At 71.7% G+C, this 17497-nt stretch carries 19 protein-coding genes; 5 read left to right on the top strand and 14 right to left on the bottom strand.

Annotated features, from left to right (window positions below):
* Positions 1 to 376 precede the first annotated feature (376 nt).
* Positions 377 to 979: an SCO3374 family protein gene (locus ABZV38_RS20110; RefSeq protein WP_356328753.1), complete on the top strand. Its 603-nt coding sequence runs from the start codon at positions 377 to 379 to the stop codon at positions 977 to 979.
* Here the strand turns inward: ABZV38_RS20110 and ABZV38_RS20105 are convergent.
* The 10 genes from ABZV38_RS20105 to ABZV38_RS20060 all read right to left on the bottom strand — a co-directional run bounded on the left by ABZV38_RS20105 (position 958) and on the right by ABZV38_RS20060 (position 9119).
* Complete coding sequence (locus ABZV38_RS20105; RefSeq protein ID WP_275535396.1) at positions 958 to 1293, bottom strand: Lsr2 family protein; 336 nt, start codon at positions 1291 to 1293, stop codon at positions 958 to 960. The genes ABZV38_RS20110 and ABZV38_RS20105 overlap by 22 nt on opposite strands.
* Positions 1294 to 1437: 144 nt before the next feature.
* Complete coding sequence (locus ABZV38_RS20100; RefSeq protein WP_356328743.1) at positions 1438 to 1995, bottom strand: amino-acid N-acetyltransferase; 558 nt, start codon at positions 1993 to 1995, stop codon at positions 1438 to 1440.
* Between the two features lie 9 nt (positions 1996 to 2004).
* Entirely contained in the window at positions 2005 to 2421 is a 417-nt protein-coding gene (locus tag ABZV38_RS20095) for a BlaI/MecI/CopY family transcriptional regulator (RefSeq protein ID WP_356328741.1), read from the bottom strand.
* Between the two features lie 134 nt (positions 2422 to 2555).
* Positions 2556 to 2735: a hypothetical protein gene (locus ABZV38_RS20090; protein ID WP_356328739.1), complete on the bottom strand. Its 180-nt coding sequence runs from the start codon at positions 2733 to 2735 to the stop codon at positions 2556 to 2558.
* A 61-nt stretch (positions 2736 to 2796) separates the two neighbouring features.
* Positions 2797 to 3387 (bottom strand): hypothetical protein, encoded by a 591-nt coding sequence (locus tag ABZV38_RS20085; RefSeq protein ID WP_356328791.1) that lies wholly within the window; start codon positions 3385 to 3387, stop codon positions 2797 to 2799.
* A 138-nt stretch (positions 3388 to 3525) separates the two neighbouring features.
* A complete protein-coding gene (locus ABZV38_RS20080) occupies positions 3526 to 4323 on the bottom strand; it encodes a type III pantothenate kinase (protein WP_356328737.1) in 798 nt (265 codons plus the stop codon).
* Positions 4323 to 5366, bottom strand: coding sequence for a carboxylating nicotinate-nucleotide diphosphorylase (gene nadC / locus ABZV38_RS20075; RefSeq protein WP_356328736.1), 1044 nt, complete (start codon positions 5364 to 5366; stop codon positions 4323 to 4325). Before nadC ends, ABZV38_RS20080 begins: the two co-directional genes overlap by 1 nt.
* Before the next feature lie 2 nt (positions 5367 to 5368).
* Positions 5369 to 7156, bottom strand: a complete 1788-nt coding sequence (locus tag ABZV38_RS20070) for an L-aspartate oxidase (RefSeq protein WP_356328734.1) — start codon at positions 7154 to 7156, stop codon at positions 5369 to 5371.
* Positions 7153 to 8163, bottom strand: a complete 1011-nt coding sequence (gene panC / locus ABZV38_RS20065; RefSeq protein WP_356328733.1) for a pantoate--beta-alanine ligase — start codon at positions 8161 to 8163, stop codon at positions 7153 to 7155. Before panC ends, ABZV38_RS20070 begins: the two co-directional genes overlap by 4 nt.
* Positions 8160 to 9119: a DUF2520 domain-containing protein gene (locus tag ABZV38_RS20060; protein WP_356328731.1), complete on the bottom strand. Its 960-nt coding sequence runs from the start codon at positions 9117 to 9119 to the stop codon at positions 8160 to 8162. Before ABZV38_RS20060 ends, panC begins: the two co-directional genes overlap by 4 nt.
* 181 nt (positions 9120 to 9300) lie before the next feature.
* Here ABZV38_RS20060 and ABZV38_RS20055 point away from each other — a divergent pair, with 181 nt between their 5' ends.
* Entirely contained in the window at positions 9301 to 10536 is a 1236-nt protein-coding gene (locus ABZV38_RS20055) for a beta-eliminating lyase-related protein (RefSeq protein ID WP_356328729.1), read from the top strand.
* A 43-nt stretch (positions 10537 to 10579) separates the two neighbouring features.
* Here the strand turns inward: ABZV38_RS20055 and ABZV38_RS20050 are convergent, their stop codons facing one another.
* Positions 10580 to 10843: a hypothetical protein gene (locus ABZV38_RS20050; protein ID WP_356328726.1), complete on the bottom strand. Its 264-nt coding sequence runs from the start codon at positions 10841 to 10843 to the stop codon at positions 10580 to 10582.
* A gap of 104 nt (positions 10844 to 10947) precedes the next feature.
* On the opposite strand from ABZV38_RS20050, the gene ABZV38_RS20045 reads away from it, so the two are divergent.
* Positions 10948 to 12060, top strand: coding sequence for a DUF5937 family protein (locus ABZV38_RS20045; RefSeq protein WP_356328789.1), 1113 nt, complete (start codon positions 10948 to 10950; stop codon positions 12058 to 12060).
* Between the two features lie 23 nt (positions 12061 to 12083).
* On the opposite strand, the gene ABZV38_RS20040 is transcribed toward ABZV38_RS20045, so the two are convergent.
* Positions 12084 to 12761 carry a response regulator transcription factor gene (locus tag ABZV38_RS20040; protein ID WP_356328725.1) on the bottom strand — a complete coding sequence of 226 codons (678 nt, stop codon included), beginning with the start codon at positions 12759 to 12761 and terminating at the stop codon, positions 12084 to 12086.
* A 44-nt stretch (positions 12762 to 12805) separates the two neighbouring features.
* A complete protein-coding gene (locus ABZV38_RS20035) occupies positions 12806 to 14005 on the bottom strand; it encodes a sensor histidine kinase (protein ID WP_356328723.1) in 1200 nt (399 codons plus the stop codon).
* A gap of 96 nt (positions 14006 to 14101) precedes the next feature.
* On the opposite strand from ABZV38_RS20035, the gene ABZV38_RS20030 reads away from it, so the two are divergent.
* Together ABZV38_RS20030 and ABZV38_RS20025 are read left to right on the top strand one after the other, a co-directional pair.
* Positions 14102 to 15091, top strand: a complete 990-nt coding sequence (locus tag ABZV38_RS20030; RefSeq protein ID WP_356328721.1) for an SAM-dependent methyltransferase — start codon at positions 14102 to 14104, stop codon at positions 15089 to 15091.
* Between the two features lie 205 nt (positions 15092 to 15296).
* Entirely contained in the window at positions 15297 to 16439 is a 1143-nt protein-coding gene (locus ABZV38_RS20025) for an NADH-quinone oxidoreductase subunit D (RefSeq protein ID WP_356328720.1), read from the top strand.
* A 34-nt stretch (positions 16440 to 16473) separates the two neighbouring features.
* Here the strand turns inward: ABZV38_RS20025 and ABZV38_RS20020 are convergent, their stop codons facing one another.
* A complete protein-coding gene (locus ABZV38_RS20020; protein ID WP_356328718.1) occupies positions 16474 to 17490 on the bottom strand; it encodes a hypothetical protein in 1017 nt (338 codons plus the stop codon).
* Positions 17491 to 17497: the final 7 nt, after the last annotated feature.

The following is a 17497-nucleotide window of genomic DNA, read 5'->3' as shown; positions in this document are numbered from 1 at the left end:
CTTCCGCAGCTTAGTCCCGCAAGCGGGGACCGCTCATTCCAACTGCCGACACCCGTCCTTGGCCTCCTGCCCCGAACGCCGACAACTGCTCCAACCCGATGGTGCGAGACGATGTTCCCGCAGGCCAGGCAGATACCCCTATCGCCAGTACGCCGATGGCGAACGTGAGACGTCTCGGGCCTGCGTGTCGCCCCTCCCCACTAGGGATGTCTTACCCGCAATTACAGACAGTCCATGCGGCGCACACCGGTTCCCTCCGCTACGGGCGAACATCCTTGCGCTCCACAATGCGCTCGTACGCCCCCAACCCGGAAACGCTGTGCATGCAGTCGGAGACTCTGCGTAACTCTTGAGGCCGCTCAGCAGTTCTTCCGGCATGGCCCTCCCCGTCCCGCCTCCGCGCTCACCGCTCGCCGCCGATCGCGACCATGCGCGGTGGTACGAGCGCGAGCTCGGCTGGGCGACGACGGGGACCGCTCCGGTCCGGTTGCTGACCGGGCTGCGGTTCGACGTCCTGGAACTGCCCGCGGTCGCGGGCCACGCTGCGCTGCGGCGGGTGGGACGCACCGGGCCGGTGGCGCTGACAGGGCAGACCATGGGGCTACTGGTGGCCCCGGGAAGCGCCGACGAGCTGCCGGGGCTGCTCGACTGGCTGGAGTGGGGCGGGGTGGCCCTCACGCTGACCGCCATCGGTGCGGGCGGGCGGATCATCGCACCGGCTCCGCCCGGCCGGGCTGCCGGCTCGCCGGGGGCCGCCGTGTGGCTGCGACCCCCCGAGCTGCGGCACGAGGGGGAGTCGGAGCTCCCGGCCCTCGCCGGCCTCGGGAGCAGCGGTGGGGATGCTCCCGATCTCGTACGGCTCGTGGACGCGGTGGCAACGGAATGCCACCGGGCCCGGTTGATGCATGCCGGAACAGCACAGCCGGCAACGGGATGCACGGCCGATCAGTCGGCAGCTCAGCCGTTGGCCTTCTCGTAAGCCTCGCGGATCTCTGCCGGAACACGACCGCGGTCATTCACATTGTGACCGTTCTCGCGCGCCCACTTCCGGATCTCGGCGGTGTCCTTGTTGCCACCGGGAACGGCGCGACCCTTGCCACGACCGGTCGCGGCGCGGCCACCGGTGCGCCGGCCACCCTTGGTGTACGGCTCAAGAAGACCGCGGAGCTTGTCCGCGTTGCTCGTGGTGAGGTCAATCTCGTACGTCTTGCCATCCAGAGCGAACGTCACTGTCTCGTCCGCCTCGACACCATCGAGGTCATCGACAAGAAGGACCTGAACTTTCTGTGCCACCGGATTTCCTTTCATCGAAAATGCAGTACGCGGAAAGGAAACCGCTTTTCTCCGGAAAACACAAACCCCTGACAGAGGTTCAGGAGTGCAAGAACGCGGGAAACATGCGCGATTCGGACATAGGGTTCCGGCTTCTTCCGGCGGTCACAGGTGCAGAAGCATCCGGCTGTTGCCCAAGGTGTTCGGCTTCACTCGTTCGAGACCGAGGAACTCCGCTACGCCCTCGTCATAGGAACGCAGCAGCTCGCTGTAGACATCTGTGTCGACCGGTGTCTCTCCGATCTCCACGAAGCCGTGCTTGGCGAAGAAGTCGACTTCGAAGGTGAGACAGAAAACCCGGCGCACACCCAGCCAGCGGGCGGTCTGCAACAGCTTGTCCAGTACTTGATGCCCCACTCCGGCACCCTTGATGCTGTGATCGACCGCGAGAGTACGGACTTCGGCGAGGTCTTCCCACATCACATGGAGTGCACCGCAGCCGATGACCCGGGCATCCGTGTCGCGTTCCGCGATCCAGAACTCCTGGATGTCCTCGTAAAGCGTCACTGTCGCTTTGTCGAGCAGGATGCCTTCGCGTACGTACCCGTCGAGGAGACGGCGGACCGAGGGCACATCGCTCGTCCTGGCACGACGGACAGTGATGGCCGCGTTTATAACCGACGGTTCGGTATGGAAATCTGTATGCGGAAGCTCTGCGGACATGCCCCGACGCTATCGCTCGGTCTCCGGGCCCGCGTCATCGACCGGGCGATCACCGGCATCCGGGGCCTCCGGGGATACGATCCGCATCGCATCGCGGAGAGCGTCGCGCTGCTCGGCGGACATCATGCCGAAGAAGGCGACAAGAGCGGCGGCCGGGTTGTCGCTGTGCGACCAGGCTTCGTTCATCAGCGCGGCCGAGTAGGCGGCGCGGGTGGAGACCGCCGTATATCGATATGCGCGGCCCTCGACTTCCCTGCGCACCCAGCCCTTCTGATGGAGATTGTCCATTACCGTCATGACGGTCGTGTACGCGATGGACCGTTCCTGCTGAAGGTCCTCAAGGACTTCCCGCACGGTGACCGGACGGTTCCATTGCCAGACGCGCGTCATCACGGCGTCTTCCAGCTCTCCCAATTGGCGGGGCACAGCGTCACCATAGTGCTAGATGTCTGGAATGGCAGGTTATTTACACAGCAAAAGGGCGTGCGCCTCCTGATGAGCCGCACGCCCTTCACTCAGTGCGATGCAGTGCCGTGCTGTGGCGGTACGCGGGGTACCGGTCAGACCGCGTCGGTCCGCGGGGTCTGCTGCGCCGCCTCGGCGCGGCTGATCGCCGAGTCCACGGCCGCGTCTTCCTTGGCCTTGTTGGAGCCGCCCTGGCTCTTGACGATCGTCACGACGAGGCCGATGAAGAAGGCGGCCATCACCACGGGGGGCACGAGCGCGGATACGTAGTCCATGGCGTCCAGAGTAGCGAGCCCGGTACGGACTTCCGCGTGCCCCCTCCGCCGTCCGGCGCGGCTATCCCGCGGCGCGCTGCTGCGCCGGCGGGGCCGGGCGGCGGCGCGGCGGGAAGACCTCCGAGGGCTTCGGCGCGGGGCGCTCGGCCGGTGGCACGGGACGGGCCGGGGCGGGCGGGGCGGGCGGGGCCTTCGGCCGTTCGGGTTCGGCGGCCGCTGCCCGGCCGCCGGGCAGCGCCAGCAGCCGGCTCCGTGGGGCGGGGGTCGTCGCGGGTACAGCCCGCCCTGCGAGCCGGGCCCGCACCGACCGTTCGGCGAGCACCTGGCAGCGCTCCAGGAGCGCCGCGGCGACCGGTCTGCCGCGCTGGAGGCGCAGTGCGGCCAGATCCTCCGGCCGGGGGTCGTAACCGGCGGCCAGGGCGTCCTGGAGCAGCTCCAGATAGCCGGTGGCGGAGCCGGGGAGGGCGTCGCGGTAGCGGGCGAGGTCGGCGAGGAGGAACGCGCGCAGTCGTCCCGCCTCGCCGGCCACCTCGTCGACGGAGCCCGCGAGCCGCAGGCAGTCCTGGACATCCTCGTCGGGCAGGGGCGCGGGGTGGAGGGCGTTGGCGAGGGCGCGTCGGAGCACTCGCAGCTCGTCCGCGCTGAACGCCATACCGCCGCGTGATCCGTAAGGCGTGGGCATAACGCGACAATACGTGCTACATGGACAAAATCGGCTTAGCTGGCCGATGGCGGCGCGGCGGCGGCCGTCCCGCCGCCGCACCGTTCCCGCAGGTGCCTGGCGCTCCGCCTACATCCGGGCCACGTTGCGCTCGTACACCAGACGCAGGCCTATGAGCGTGAGCCAGGGCTCGTGCTCGTCGATCACGGAGGACTCGCCCAACACCATCGGAGCAAGGCCGCCGGTCGCGATGACGGTGACGTCGTCCGGGTCGGTCGCCAGCTCCTTCTTCATGCGGTCGACGACCCCGTCGACCTGGCCCGCGAAGCCGTACACGATGCCCGCCTGCATGGCCTCGACCGTGTTCTTCCCGATCACGCTGCGCGGCCGGGCCAGCTCGATCTTGCGGAGCTGGGCGCCCTTGACGCCGAGCGCCTCGACCGAGATCTCGATGCCGGGGGCGATGACCCCGCCCGCGTACTCGCCCCGGGCGGAGACCGCGTCGAACGTGGTGGCCGTGCCGAAGTCGACGACGATCGCCGGACCGCCGTAGAGCTCGACGGCGGCGACCGAGTTGATGATGCGGTCCGCGCCGACCTCCTTCGGGTTGTCCACCAGGATCGGCACACCCGTCTTGATGCCGGGCTCCACGAGCACGGCAGGCACGTCCCCGTAGTAGCGGCGGGTGACCTCGCGCAGCTCGTGCAGCACCGCCGGAACGGTGGCACAGATCGCGATGCCCTCGATGCCGTCGCCCAGCTCCTCGCCGAGCAGCGGGTGCATGCCCATCAGGCCGTTGAGCAGCACCGCGAGCTCGTCCGCGGTGCGCCGGGCGTCGGTGGAGATCCGCCAGTGCTCGACGATCTCCTCCCCGTCGAACAGGCCCAGGACGGTGTGCGTGTTGCCGACGTCGATGGTGAGCAGCATCAGGCGCCGACCCCGTCGGTGTCGCGGAAGTCCAGGCCGATGTCGAGGATCGGCGAGGAGTGGGTGAGCGCACCGACGGCGAGGTAGTCGACGCCCGCATCGGCGTAGGCGCGGGCCGTGTCGAGGGTGAGCCGGCCGGACGACTCCAGGACCGCGCGGCCGCCGACGACCGTTACGGCCTCCTCGGTCTCGGCCGGGGTGAAGTTGTCCAGCAGGATCAGGTCCGCGCCCGCCGCCAGGACCTCGTGGACCTGGTCCAGGGTGTCGACCTCGACCTCGATCGGTACGTCCGGGAACTCGTCCCGCACCCGCTTGAACGCCTCGGCGACACCGCCCGCCGCGATGACGTGGTTGTCCTTGACCAGCGCGGCATCGGAGAGCGACATCCGGTGGTTGACGCCACCGCCGCAGCGCACCGCGTACTTCTCCAGGGCGCGCAGTCCCGGGGTGGTCTTGCGGGTGTCACGGACCTTGGCCTTCGTGCCTTCGAGCACGTCGGCCCAGGCGCGGGTCGCGGTCGCGATGCCGGAGAGCCTGCAGAGCAGGTTGAGCGCGCTGCGCTCGCCGGTGAGCAGGTCGCGGGTACGGGTGGTGACCGTCAGCAGCTTCTGGCCGGGGGCGACCCGGTCGCCGTCCTCGACATGGCGCTCGACCTCGAACTCGGCCGTACAGACGATGGACAGGACGGCCTCGGCGACCCGCAGACCGGCGACGACACCGGCCTCGCGGGCGGTGAAGTCACCGGTGGCCATGGCCTCCTCGGAGACCGTCGCAACGGTCGTGACGTCCACGCCGTGGTCGAGATCCTCCTCGATGGCGACGTGCGCGATGTCCTCGACCTGGACGGGGTCGAGGCCCGCGTCGGCGAGGAGCTGGGCGAGGTCGGGGTCGAGGCCGCACTCCAGGGGGTCCAGCTCGTAGTCGTCGTCCCCGCCGCAGCCGCAGGCGTCCCCGCAGCCGCCCGCGGACGGTGCGGGCGCGCCGATCTGGATCAGCGGTACGTCCACGGGTGTGGGGCGCGGATTCTCTTCGGGCGTGCTCACGGTTACGGCTCCTCGGGGGTGGGGTGGGTCGGGGTTGCTGCTGCGCAGTCTGGTGCCCCCGCCGGGTGTACGGGCGGGAATGCCTCGGATTCCGTACGGCTGAGGACGAGCCGGCGGTCCGGGGTGAGCCGCACGACGAGGTGGCGGCGCCAGGTCTCGTCGTCCCGATCGGGCCGGTCCTCGCGCCAGTGGCAACCGCGGGTCTCCTCGCGCTGCCGGGCGGCGGCGACCAGGACGCGCGAGACGAGGAGCAGGTTGGTGGCCTCCCATGCCTCGACGCCGGGCTCCGCGCGCTTCGGCCCGGTCGCCCAGGCGTCGGCGGCCGCACTGTTGTGCAGGGCCTCGAGATCGTCGGCGGCGGTGACGAGACTGGCGGCGGACCGCAGCACTCCGGCGCCCCGGGTCATGATCCGCTGGATCGTGGTCCGCGCCTCGGGGGCGAGCAGCGGTGAGGGCGTGGGGCGGGCGGTGTCCCGGTCGGTATCGCGGTCCGCCACCAAGGGCGCTGCCTTCGTCACGAGGGCTGCCGCCTCCGTCGCGCGCGGCCGGTCCTCGACGATGTCCGCCGCGATGCGTTCGGCGAAGACCAGCCCCTCCAGGAGCGAGTTGGACGCCAGCCGGTTCGCGCCGTGCACGCCCGTGCAGGCAACCTCACCGCACGCGTACAGCCCCGGGACCGTTGTCCGGCCGCGCAGATCCGTACGGATGCCGCCGGAGGCGTAGTGCGCGGCGGGGGCGACCGGGATCGGTTCGGTGACCGGGTCGATGCCATGGGCACGGCAGGCCGCCAGGATTGTAGGGAAGCGCCGCTCCCACATCTCGGCGCCGAAGTGGCGGGCGTCGAGGTACATGTGCTCGGTGCCGTGCAGCTGCATCTGGCGGGTGATGGCCTTGGCGACGATGTCGCGCGGCGCCAGTTCCGCCAGTTCGTGCTGCCCGACCATGAACCGCGTGCCGGACGCGTCGACGAGATGGGCGCCCTCGCCCCGTACCGCTTCCGATACGAGGGGCTGCTGGCCCTCGGAGTCGGCGCCGAGGAAGAGCACCGTCGGGTGGAACTGGACGAATTCGAGGTCGGAGACCTCCGCGCCGGCCCGCAGGGCGAGGGCGACGCCGTCGCCGGTGGAGACCGGCGGGTTGGTGGTGGCGGAGAAGACCTGGCCCATGCCGCCGGTGGCAAGGACCACCGCGGGGGCGTGGACCGCGCCGACACCGTCGTGCTGGCCCTCGCCCATGACGTGCAGGGTGACGCCGGCGGTGCGGCCTTCGGCGTCCGTCAGCAGGTCCAGGACCAGAGCGTTCTCCACGGTGTGGAGGGCCGCGGAGCGGACCGCCTCGACCAGGGCGCGGGAGATCTCGGCGCCCGTCGCGTCCCCGCCGGCGTGCGCGATCCGGCGGCGGTGGTGGCCGCCCTCGCGGGTGAGCGCGATGTCGCCGGTGTCGGTGGTGTCGAAGTGCGCGCCGGTCTTGATCAGACGGCGTACGGCGTCGGGGCCCTCGGTGACCAGCGTCCGCACCGCCGACTCGTCGCACAGGCCCGCGCCCGCGACCAGGGTGTCGGCCAGATGCTGTTCCGGGGTGTCGCCCTCGCCGAGGGCGGCAGCGATACCGCCCTGCGCCCAGCGGGTGGAGCCGTCGTCGAGCCGGGCCTTGGTGACGACGACAGTGGCGAGGCCCGCGGCCGCGCAGCGCAGCGCGGTGGTGAGGCCGGCGACGCCGGAGCCGACCACCACGACATCCGCGTCGATGGCCCAGCCGGGGGCGGGGGCGGTCAGCCGTATTCCGGTCACGTGTCGGCTCCGAAGGTCAGCGGGATGTTGTCGATGAGGCGGGTGGCGCCCACCCTCGCGGCGACGGCGAGGATCGCGTCACCGGTGGTCCGGTCGTCGGGGATCTCGGTGAAGTCCGCCGGGTCCACGAGCGCCAGATAGTCCAGGGCGAGCGGGGGTTGTTCGGCGGCCGCGTCGTCGAGGATCATGCGCGCGGCGGCGCGCACCGCCGCGGGTCCGTCGTCCGGCCTGGCCCGGGCCACCGCCTGGGTGTCGGCGGCCGCTCGGGCCTCGCCGAGCCGGGTGAGCGCGGCGGCCCGGCCCGTCGTCGCCGCGGTGGTCTGCGCGCGTGCGTGCAGCGCCTGCTGGGCGGCGAGCCTGTCGCGGGCCGCGAACAGGGCCCGGGACAGGGCCAGCGCGGTGTGGCGCTCCTGGGCGTCGAGGAAGCGGTTGCGGCTGGAGAGCGCGAGGCCGTCCGGCTCACGGACCGTCTCCACGCCGACGATCTCCACCGGGAAGTTCAGGTCGCGCACCATGCGGCGGATCAGCGCCAGCTGCTGGGCGTCCTTCTGCCCGTAGAACGCGACATCGGGGCGGGTGAGGTGCAGGAACTTGGCGACGACGGTCAGCATTCCGTCGAAGTGGTCGGGACGAAACGCCCCTTCCAGACGCTCGCCCATGGGGCCCGCGGCGATCCTGACCTGCGGCTCACCGCCGGGGTACACCTCGTCGACGGACGGGGCGAAGACCACGTCGGCACCGGCCGCGCCCGCGACGGCGAGATCGGTGTCGAGGGTACGGGGGTAGCGGTCGAGGTCCGCGGCCTCCCCGAACTGGAGCGGGTTGACGAAGACGGTGACGACGACCTGGCCGTCCGGGCCCGCGGCGGCGCGGGCTGCGCGGATCAGGGTGGCGTGACCCTCATGCAGGGCGCCCATGGTCATGACGACGGCCCGCGGCCCCTTGCGTCCGCCGGTCGCGTCGAGTTCGGCGGACGTACGGAGCAGAGTGGTGGAGGTTTCGGTCATCGGGTCTCTCCCGGTCCGGTGCCGCCCGTGGTGCCTGCGCCCGTGGCTCCGTCGGCCAGGACGCCGAGCAGGTCCTCCGCCAGCTCCGGCTTGAGCATGCCGTGCGCCAGCGCCCGGTCGGCGGTGGCGCGGGCCATCGCGAGGTAGCCGGCCACGGTCTGCGGGGCGTGCCTGCGCAGCTCGCCGATGTGCGCGGCGACCGTGCCCGCGTCGCCGCGGGCGACCGGGCCGGTCAGCGCGCCGTCACCGGAACGCAGGGCGTTGTCGAGCGCGGCGCCGAGGAGCGGGCCGAGCATCCGGTCGGGGGCCTCGACCCCTGCCGTACGCAGCAGCTCCATCGACTGGGCGACCAGCGTGACGAGGTGGTTCGCGCCTAGGGCGAGCGCCGCGTGATAGAGCGGACGGGACTCCTCCGCGATCCATTCGGGCTCACCGCCCATCTCGATGACGAGCGCCTCGGCGGCGAGCCGCAGCTCCTCGGGCGCGGTGACGCCGAAGGAGCAGCCGGCCAGCCGCTGGACGTCGACGCTGGTGCCGGTGAACGTCATCGCCGGGTGCAGGGCGAGCGGCAGCGCGCCGGCCCGCAGGGCGGGATCCAGGACACGTGTCCCGTACCGCCCCGACGTGTGGACGATCAGCTGCCCCGGGCGGACCGCACCTGTCTCGGCAAGGCCCTCGACGAGACCGGGCAGGGCGTCGTCGGGCACGGTCAGCAGGACCAGCTCGGCACGCGCGAGCACCTCGGCGGGCGGTACGAGGGGTACGTCGGGCAGGAGCGCGGCCGCTCGGCGCACCGACGCGTCGGAGACGCCCGACACGGCGACCGGGCGGTGACCGGCGAGCTGCAGGGACGCGGCAAGGGCAGGGCCGACCCTGCCCGCGCCCACGACGCCCACAGTGAGGCGGGCGGGACGGTCCCTCGCGTCGAGGGGCTCCTTGGGTGCTGTTGCGTTCACGCGGCGATGGCCTTCCGTTCCAGTCCGCGGGGGGTACCGGACGATTTCTCTGCATGCTACGCCAGCGTTTCGCCCGGACCTCCGGCCGTCCACAGGCTGTGGACGGCCGCGTGGATGGCCACCGGGGCGGGGACCTCGCCACCGTATGGGCGGGGGCCGTCTTCTGCGTGATGATCGTCCCATGGCAGACAGGCATGAGCAGGCACGAGCGCAGGCGCAGGGCGAGATCAGCGACGAGGTCCGGGACCGGGCCGGCGACGGGATACGGGACGGTGAGACGGACCGTGAAACGGCTGAACGGTTCCGCCGGATCGCCGCCTGGCGGCAGGCCGAGCGGATCCTTTCGCGGCCGCCCGTCGACCGCACCCTCGGCGAGCAGCTGGCCGACCTGGGCGCGTACGCCGGCTCCGTGGCCGACCTGGACCGGCCCGCGGACATCTATGGCGACGGGATCGTCGACGTACTGGAGCAGCGCATCGCCGATCTGCTCGGCATGGAGGCCGCAGCCTTCTTCCCGACCGGAACGATGGCGCAGCAGGTCGCGCTGCGCTGCTGGGCGGGGCGCACCGGCAGCCCGACCGTGGCACTGCACCCGCTCGCCCACCCGGAGGTGCACGAGCGCGGTGCCCTGGGGTCGGTGAGCGGGCTGCGTACCGTCCATCCGACGTCCGAGCCGCGGCTGCCCACCGCGCAGGAGATCCGCGACTTCGCCGAACCGTTCGGCACGCTGATGCTGGAGCTGCCGCTGCGCGACGCCGGTTTCGTGCTGCCGGAGTGGGAGGAGCTGGAGGCCGTGGTGGCGGCCGCCCGCGAACGCGATGCAGTGGTGCACTTCGACGGCGCGCGGCTGTGGGAGTGCGCCCCGCGCTTCGGACGCGGGCTGCCGGAGATCGCGGCGCTCGCGGACAGCGTGTACGTGTCGTTCTACAAGACGCTCGGCGGGCTGTCCGGGGCCGCGCTCGCCGGTCCGGAGCCCCTGATCGAGGAGGCCCGCACCTGGCGTCACCGGTACGGCGGCCAGCTCTACCAGCAGTTCCCGGCGGCACTCTCCGCGCTCATCGGCCTGGACCGGGAGCTGCCGAAGCTGTCGTCGTACGTGGCGCAGGCGAAGGTGGTGGCCGGGGCGCTGGCCGAGGGCTTCGCGGAATCCGCGGTTCCGTGGTTCCGGGTGCATCCGGAACCGCCGCACACGCACCAGTTCCAGGTGTGGCTGCCGTACGGGACGGACGTCCTGGACGAGGCGGGGGTACGGCAGGCGGAGGAGACGGGCGTGGCGCTCTTCCGCAGGTGGCACCCGGCTGCGGCAGGACCTCCCGGGGTGTCGTACACGGAGGTCACGGTGTCGGAGGCAGGCCTGGAGTGGACCGCGCGGGATGTGCGGGTGGCGGTGGGCGAGTTCGTGAAGCGGTTGGGTTAGCGGGGGGGTGGGGCACCGGGTCCGCCCGGTGGCCGTTCTGTCCTCAAGCGCCGGACGGGCGGGAGTTGCCCGGCGGGCTGGAGTTGGCCGGTGGGGTGGAGTCGTGGCTGTGGGTGAACAGTTCGCGTAGCGCCGTGCGCCAGCGGCGGCGTGCCGGGCGGCCCGCCATCACCGCGTCGAAGCGGCGCCGGTCGCGTACGTCCCGTACCACCGCCCAGTCGTGCCGGCCGGGCAGCGGCGGCGGCGGCAGTTCCCCGTGCTGGGCTGCGCGGTAGCTGTCGATCATGTGCTGCTGAATGGCGTCCATGAACTCAGCGTGGGCCTGTCCCGGCGGTCCCGCGCGACGATTGACGACCACCGTCAAATGGCACGTAACGCTTTCACCTCACCCCGCACTATGGAGGGGTGAGCGTGAATATCGACATCGCGGGACTGCCGCCCGAGCACATCGTCTTCGAGACCTCGCCCCTCGCCGAGCTGGGGCTGGCTCTGCATGCGCTCTCCGAGCCGGGGCACCATCCCGGACTTCACGGCTGGGCGACGGCGACCGCCGCCTCGCTGGAGCCCGACCTGGCCGACCGGCTGCACGAGGCCGAATTCCTGTGGCGCAACACGTTCTCCGACGTCTTCATGCCGTTCGCCGGGGTGCGCGGCGGCGACGGCCGGACCGGGGCGACGCTTGCCGAGGATCTGGACATCCTCGACCGGCTGGACGACGAGCGGTTCGTCGCCTCCGCCCTGGAGTTCACCTGCGCCAGCCTGTACGGGACCGGCGCACCCTCCCCGCTCGGCGACCCGCTGATGCGCGCCCGCGCACTGGACATGGCGGCGGCGCGCGGCCCGCGGCAGCTGGAGTTCACCCGGCAACTGCTGGCCGACCCCGCCCCCGTGCGCCGCTGGGTCCGGCGTCTCTTCGAGGACTGCGACCAGGCGTTCTTCGCGGACACCTGGCGGCGCGTCCAGGTCCAGCTGGTCGCCGACGCCCGGCACAAGACGGATCTGTTGCGTCGCAAGGGAGCCGGTGAGGCGTTGGGCGCGGTGTCCGCCGCGCTCTCGCTCGACGAGGACGCGTGCAGGATCAGCGCCGACAAGATGACGGAGGGCTCGACCACCGCGACGGACCCGGCCGTCGGCGCCGGGCTCACGCTCATCCCGACCAGCTTCGGCTGGCCGCATCTGATGGTGCTGCACGCGCCGGGCTGGCGCCCGGTGATCCACTATCCGGTGCGCCGCCCCGAGCTGCCCTCCCCCGCCTCGGTCGAAATGCTCCAGCTGCGGCTGGAGGCGCTGGCCCACCCCATGCGGATGCGGCTGTGCCGCAACCTCGCCCGTTCCCCGTACACGACCGGTGAACTCGCCGACTCGCACAGCATCACGGCGCCAGAGGTCTCCCGCCATCTTTCGGTACTGAAGAAGGCCGGGCTGGTCACCACGCGGCGGCGCGGCCGGTACGTACTGCACCAGCTGGACCTGACGGTGGTGGCCCGGCTCGGCAGCGACTTCCTGGAGGGCGTGCTGCGGTGAGGTGACCGGCGCGTCCGCCCGTGTCAGCCCGCCCCGCCCCCGCCGGCCCGCACCAGCCCCGTCTCGTACGCGAGCACGACGACCTGCACCCGGTCGCGCAGGTTCAGCTTGGTGAGGATGCGGCCGACGTGCGTCTTCACCGTCGCTTCGGAGAGCACCAGCCGCGCCGCGATCTCGCCGTTCGACATGCCCTGCGCGACCAGCAGCATCACTTCGCGTTCGCGCTCGGTGAGCTTGCCGATGTCCCTGTGCTTGGGTTCGTCCGTGCTGCTCGGCAGCAGGGACGAGAAGCGGTCGAGCAGCCGTCGGGTGGTGGACGGGGCGACGACCGCGTCGCCGCTGTGCACCGAACGGATCGCGCCGAGCAGTTCGGCCGGCGGCACGTCCTTGAGCATGAAGCCGCTGGCTCCGGCCTTCAGACCGGAGAAGGCGTATTCGTCCAGGTCGAACGTGGTCAGGATGAGCACCTTGGGTGCATCGGGCCGGGCGCAGATGCGCCGGGTCGCCTCGACACCGTCCAGCCTCGGCATGCGTACGTCCATCAGCACCACGTCGACGGCGGTGGAGCGAAGGTTCTCGATCGCCTCCGCGCCGTCGCCGGCCTCGGCGACGACCGCCATGTCCGGCTGCGCCGCGAGCACCATCCGGAAGCCGGTGCGCAACAGCACCTGGTCGTCGACGAGCATCACGCGGATCGCCATGAGGGTCCTTGTCTCCTGTTTCCTGTCCAGCAAGGGGCAGTGGGCTAGTGGGCGGGCTTGAGCGGCAGCAGTGCACTGATCCGGAACCCGCCGCCGGGCCGCGGCCCGGCGTCCAGCGTGCCGCCGACCATGCCGACCCGCTCGCGCATACCGATCATCCCGTGACCTGCGCCGTCGGCGCCGCCGTCCTCGTACAGTTCGTGCGCGGCGCCCCGGCCGTCGTCCTCGACCAGCAGCCCGAGCCCGTCGTCGAAGTAGACCAGCCGGACGCTGGCCCCGGCGTCCGGGCCGCCGTGCTTGCGGGTGTTGGTCAGGGCTTCCTGCACGATGCGGTACGCGGTCAGCTCGACCCCGCTGGGAAGCGGCCGGGGCGTGCCCTCGATCTTGAAGTCCACCGCCAGACCGGTCTGGCGGACCTGCTCGATCAGGTCCTCGATCTGCTCGACATCGGGCTGCGGGACGTACTCGCCGCTCTCCTGGCTGTCGCCGGTCCGCAGCACGCCGAGCAGCCGGCGCATCTCGGCGAGGGCCTGCCTGCCGGTGCTGGAGATGGTCTCCAGGGCCTGCCGGGCCTGGTCGGGCGCCGCGTCCATCACGTACGCCGCACCGTCGGCCTGCACCACCATCACCGAGACGTTGTGCGCGACGACATCATGCAGTTCGCGGGCGATACGGGCCCGCTCGGCGGCCACCGCGACCTTCGACTGCGCCTCGCGCTCCCGCTCCAGCCGTGCGGCCCGCTCCTCCAGCTGGCTGAAGTACGCCCGCCGGGTCCGCATCGAGTCGCCGAGCACCCAGGCGAGGACGAACGGCACGGTCATGACGATGACGACGAAGACCTCCTGGGCCCAGCCGCCCCGGGTGTCGCTGGGCCAGCGCAGCTGCGAGAGACCGGCCGCGCACAGGCTGCAGATCAGTGCGAGCCGTGATGCCCATCGCTCGCCGACCGCGGCCACCGTGAAGGTGATCACCAGCATGGCGAAGTTCGCGACGTTCGGCCTGACGTCGAGCATCAGTTGCGCGACGCCCGCCGCGACGGCAAGCAGCAGCATCTTCTCCGGTGCCTTGCGGCGCAGCGCGACGGCCAGGCAGAGGCCGATGACGACCGGCACGGCGGCGAGCCTCTGCGCACTGCGGCTCTGGTCGCTCACGACGGACACGCCGGAGAGCCCGAGGAGGACGACAGCCCAGAAGATGTCGACGCCCGTCGGGTGTCTGCGGATGAAGTCGTAGAGGCGCTGCACGTAACCCAGCGTAGGGACAGCCGACAGGTGGGCGGGTCAGCCGGAGGACCGATCCAGTTCCTGGGACCGTACTCCCCAAGGTGGAGACTTGGCCCCGTGACGGATGAGTGGCGTGGGTGGCAGGAGGCGGCCGAGGCCGCTTTGTACGGGGACGGTGGGTTCTACCGGAGCTCCGAAGGACCGGCCGGGCATTTCCGCACGTCCGTGCACGCGTCCCCGCTGTTCGCCGCCGCCGTGGCCCGGCTGCTGGTCAGGACGGCGCGGGAGCTGGGGACGGACACGGTCGATCTGGTGGATCTCGGGGCCGGGCGGGGGGAGCTGGTGACGGGGGTGCTTGCGGCGCTGCCGGGCATCGCCGCAGCGGGGTTTTCGGTACGGGCGTACGCCGTGGAGATCGCCGGGCGGCCGGGCGGTCTGGACCCCCGGATCGAGTGGTGCGCCGAGCCGCCGCAGGGGGTGCGGGGGCTGTTGTTCGCCAACGAGTGGCTGGACAATGTCCCGACGCCGATCGCAGAGACCGATGCGGACGGCATCGAACGGTATGTCCTCGTCAGGACGGCGGACGGCACGGAACGGCTGGGTGAACCGGTGACCGGAGCGGACGCCACCTGGCTGCGGCGCTGGTGGCCGTCGGCCGGGCCGGGCAGCCGCGCGGAGATCGGCCGGCCTCGCGACGAGGCATGGGCGCGGGCGGTCTCCACCCTGTCCGCGGGGCTCGCAGTGGCCGTCGACTACGCCCACGTACGGCAGGCACGGCCGCCGTTCGGCACGCTGACCGGCTTCCGGGCGGGGCGCGAGGTGCGGCCGGTGCCGGACGGCAGCTGCGACCTCACCTCGCATGTGGCGCTGGACGCGTGCGCGGCGGCCGGGGCGGTGGGCGGTGCGGAGCCCGAGGTGGTGGATCAGCGGGAGGCGCTGCGGGGCCTGGGAATCAGCGGGGAGCGGCCGTCGCTCGCCCTGGCCTCGACCGATCCGGTCGGGTACGTGCGCGCGCTCGCGTCGGCGGGTGAGGCGGCGGAGCTGACCGCGCGGGGCGGGCTCGGCGACTTCGGCTGGCTGATGCAACGGGTGGGCGCGAGCACCTGAGGGCCCAGCGCACCAAGCCCCTCCAGCCCCTCCCGCTCCGGCAGCCTCCCCAGCCATGCCGACGGCCTCTCAAGCCCCTCCGGCGATCGAGGAGCGGGGTCCGGGGCAGCGTCCCGGTGGGAACACGGCTCAGGGTGCCGGGCGGACGGGCCCGAAAGCCCGGGGCCCGGAGCACGTTGTGCGACGCGCAGGGAATACTGGCCGTATGACGGAGACGACAGTCGGCATCGGCGGCGCGGCGGAGAGCACCGACATGGTGCTCAACATCGGGCCCCAGCACCCCTCGACCCACGGCGTGCTCCGTCTGCGGATCGTCCTCGACGGCGAGCGGATCCAGCACGCCGAGCCGGTCATCGGCTATATGCACCGCGGCGCGGAGAAGCTCTTCGAGGCCCGCGACTACCGGCAGATCGTGATGCTCGCCAACCGTCACGACTGGCTGTCGGCGTTCTCCAACGAGCTGGGCGTCGTGATGGCCGTCGAGCGGATGCTCGGTATGGAGGTCCCGGAGCGCGCGGTCTGGACGCGGACCCTGCTCGCCGAGCTGAACCGGGTGCTGAACCATCTGATGTTCCTCGGTTCGTACCCGCTCGAACTGGGCGGTATCACCCCGGTGTTCTACGCCTTCCGGGAGCGCGAGGAGCTCCAGGCCGTGATGGAGGAGGTCTCCGGCGGCCGGATGCACTACATGTTCAACCGGGTCGGCGGTCTCAAGGAGGACCTCCCGGCGGGCTGGCTTGGCCGTGCCCGGGACGCCGTCGCATCGGTCCGCTCGCGGATGGACGTGTACGACAGGCTGGTGCTCGGCAACGAGATCTTCCGGGGCCGTACCCGCGGTGTCGGCGTGCTGTCTGCCGAGACCGTGCACGCGTACGGGGTGTCCGGTCCGATCGCCCGCGCCTCCGGGGTCGACTTCGATCTCAGGCGCGACGAGCCGTATCTCGCGTACGGGGAGCTGCAGGACACCCTCAAGGTCGTCACCCGCACCGAGGGCGACTGCCTGGCCCGGTTCGAATGCCTGCTGGAGCAGACCCACAACGGGCTGGACCTGGCAGACGCCTGCCTGGACCGGATGGCCGGGCTGGCGCCCGGTCCGATCAACCAGCGCCTGCCCAAGGTGCTCAAGGCCCCCGAGGGCCACACCTACGCCTGGACCGAGAACCCGCTCGGCATCAACGGCTACTACCTGGTGTCCAAGGGCGAGAAGACTCCGTACCGGCTGAAGCTCCGCTCCGCCTCGTACAACAACATCCAGGCGCTCACCGAGCTGCTGCCGGGCACACTCGTCGCCGACATGGTGGCGATCCTGGGCTCGCTGTTCTTCGTCGTCGGCGACATCGACAAGTAGCCCGCAGGGCGCCGGGACCGGCGCCGCTGCGCCGCTACGAGATCGCGGTGCGCAGTTCGGCGACGTCCAGCTGCTCGGTCTCGTCGTGCGCGGTCAGGTCGATGACCTTGCCGACGGCACGGTTCGCGGCCGTGCCCGTGCGGTGCGCGGCCAGCGCCTCCTCGCCCACCACGTCCGCGAGGTCCTCGTTCTGCACGGACTCGATCGCGGCGTGCGCCTTCTGCGTACCGAAGAAGTCGAAGCTTCCCTGCGGCACCGGATGACGGCGTGACGCGGCGTACGGAGCGACCGCGCTGGCAGCCGGGACCGTGCGCGGCGCCGGGAGCGCGGTCGACGGGCGGCGGGCCGGGGGCAGGGCGGCCTGCGGGCGGTGGTGCTGCTCGGTACCCGGCGCCGCGGTCGCCGCATGCTTCCCCTGCGGCTCCTCGGCCTCCCGGGCGCGCTCCTCGAGATCACGCTTCCTGGCCTGCTCGGCGGTGCGGCGGGCCTCCTGGAGAGCGGCGTTGCGAGTGAGGTCCTGCAGGGCCTGGGCGGCGCGCAGATACGCGGCCGGCGTCGGCGTGGAACGGGCGGTGGGCAGCTCCCGGGGCGTGGCGGCCGCTTCGATCGCGAGCTGCCTGCGGCCCTCCAGCGCGCTGGCCCGCTCGGTCTCGGCGTTGGCGTACCGGCGCAGCAGTGCGGCGTGCTCACCACGCAGGCCGGCGAGCTCCACACGCTTGCGGCGCAGCTTCGTCTCCAGCCGGAGGCGCAGCGCCCGCGACTCGTCGAGGTCGGCCTCGAGCTCCGCTACGCGCTCCTCGGTCTTCCATTCGTCGCTGGCGCGGGCGCGCGTCAGCTCCGCGACGCGGCGGCCCGCTTCCCGGTCCCAGGCGCGCATCAGATACGCGCCGGTGACAGCGGTGGCCGCCGCGGCGGCAACCAGTCCGCGCAGGAGCAGGGGTTCGGAGAGCAGCCAGGCGCCCGCCGCACAGACGACTGCCGCTCCGGCGACGACCGAAGGAGGAAGGATTCTGTGCAGAGGTGGCGAATGGCGATGACGTCCACGTGGCATGGCCTGA

It is taken from the genome of Streptomyces sp. NPDC005181 (genome assembly GCF_040608395.1).
Taxonomy (GTDB): domain Bacteria; phylum Actinomycetota; class Actinomycetes; order Streptomycetales; family Streptomycetaceae; genus Streptomyces.
This window is presented reverse-complemented; position numbering and strand designations above follow the sequence as displayed.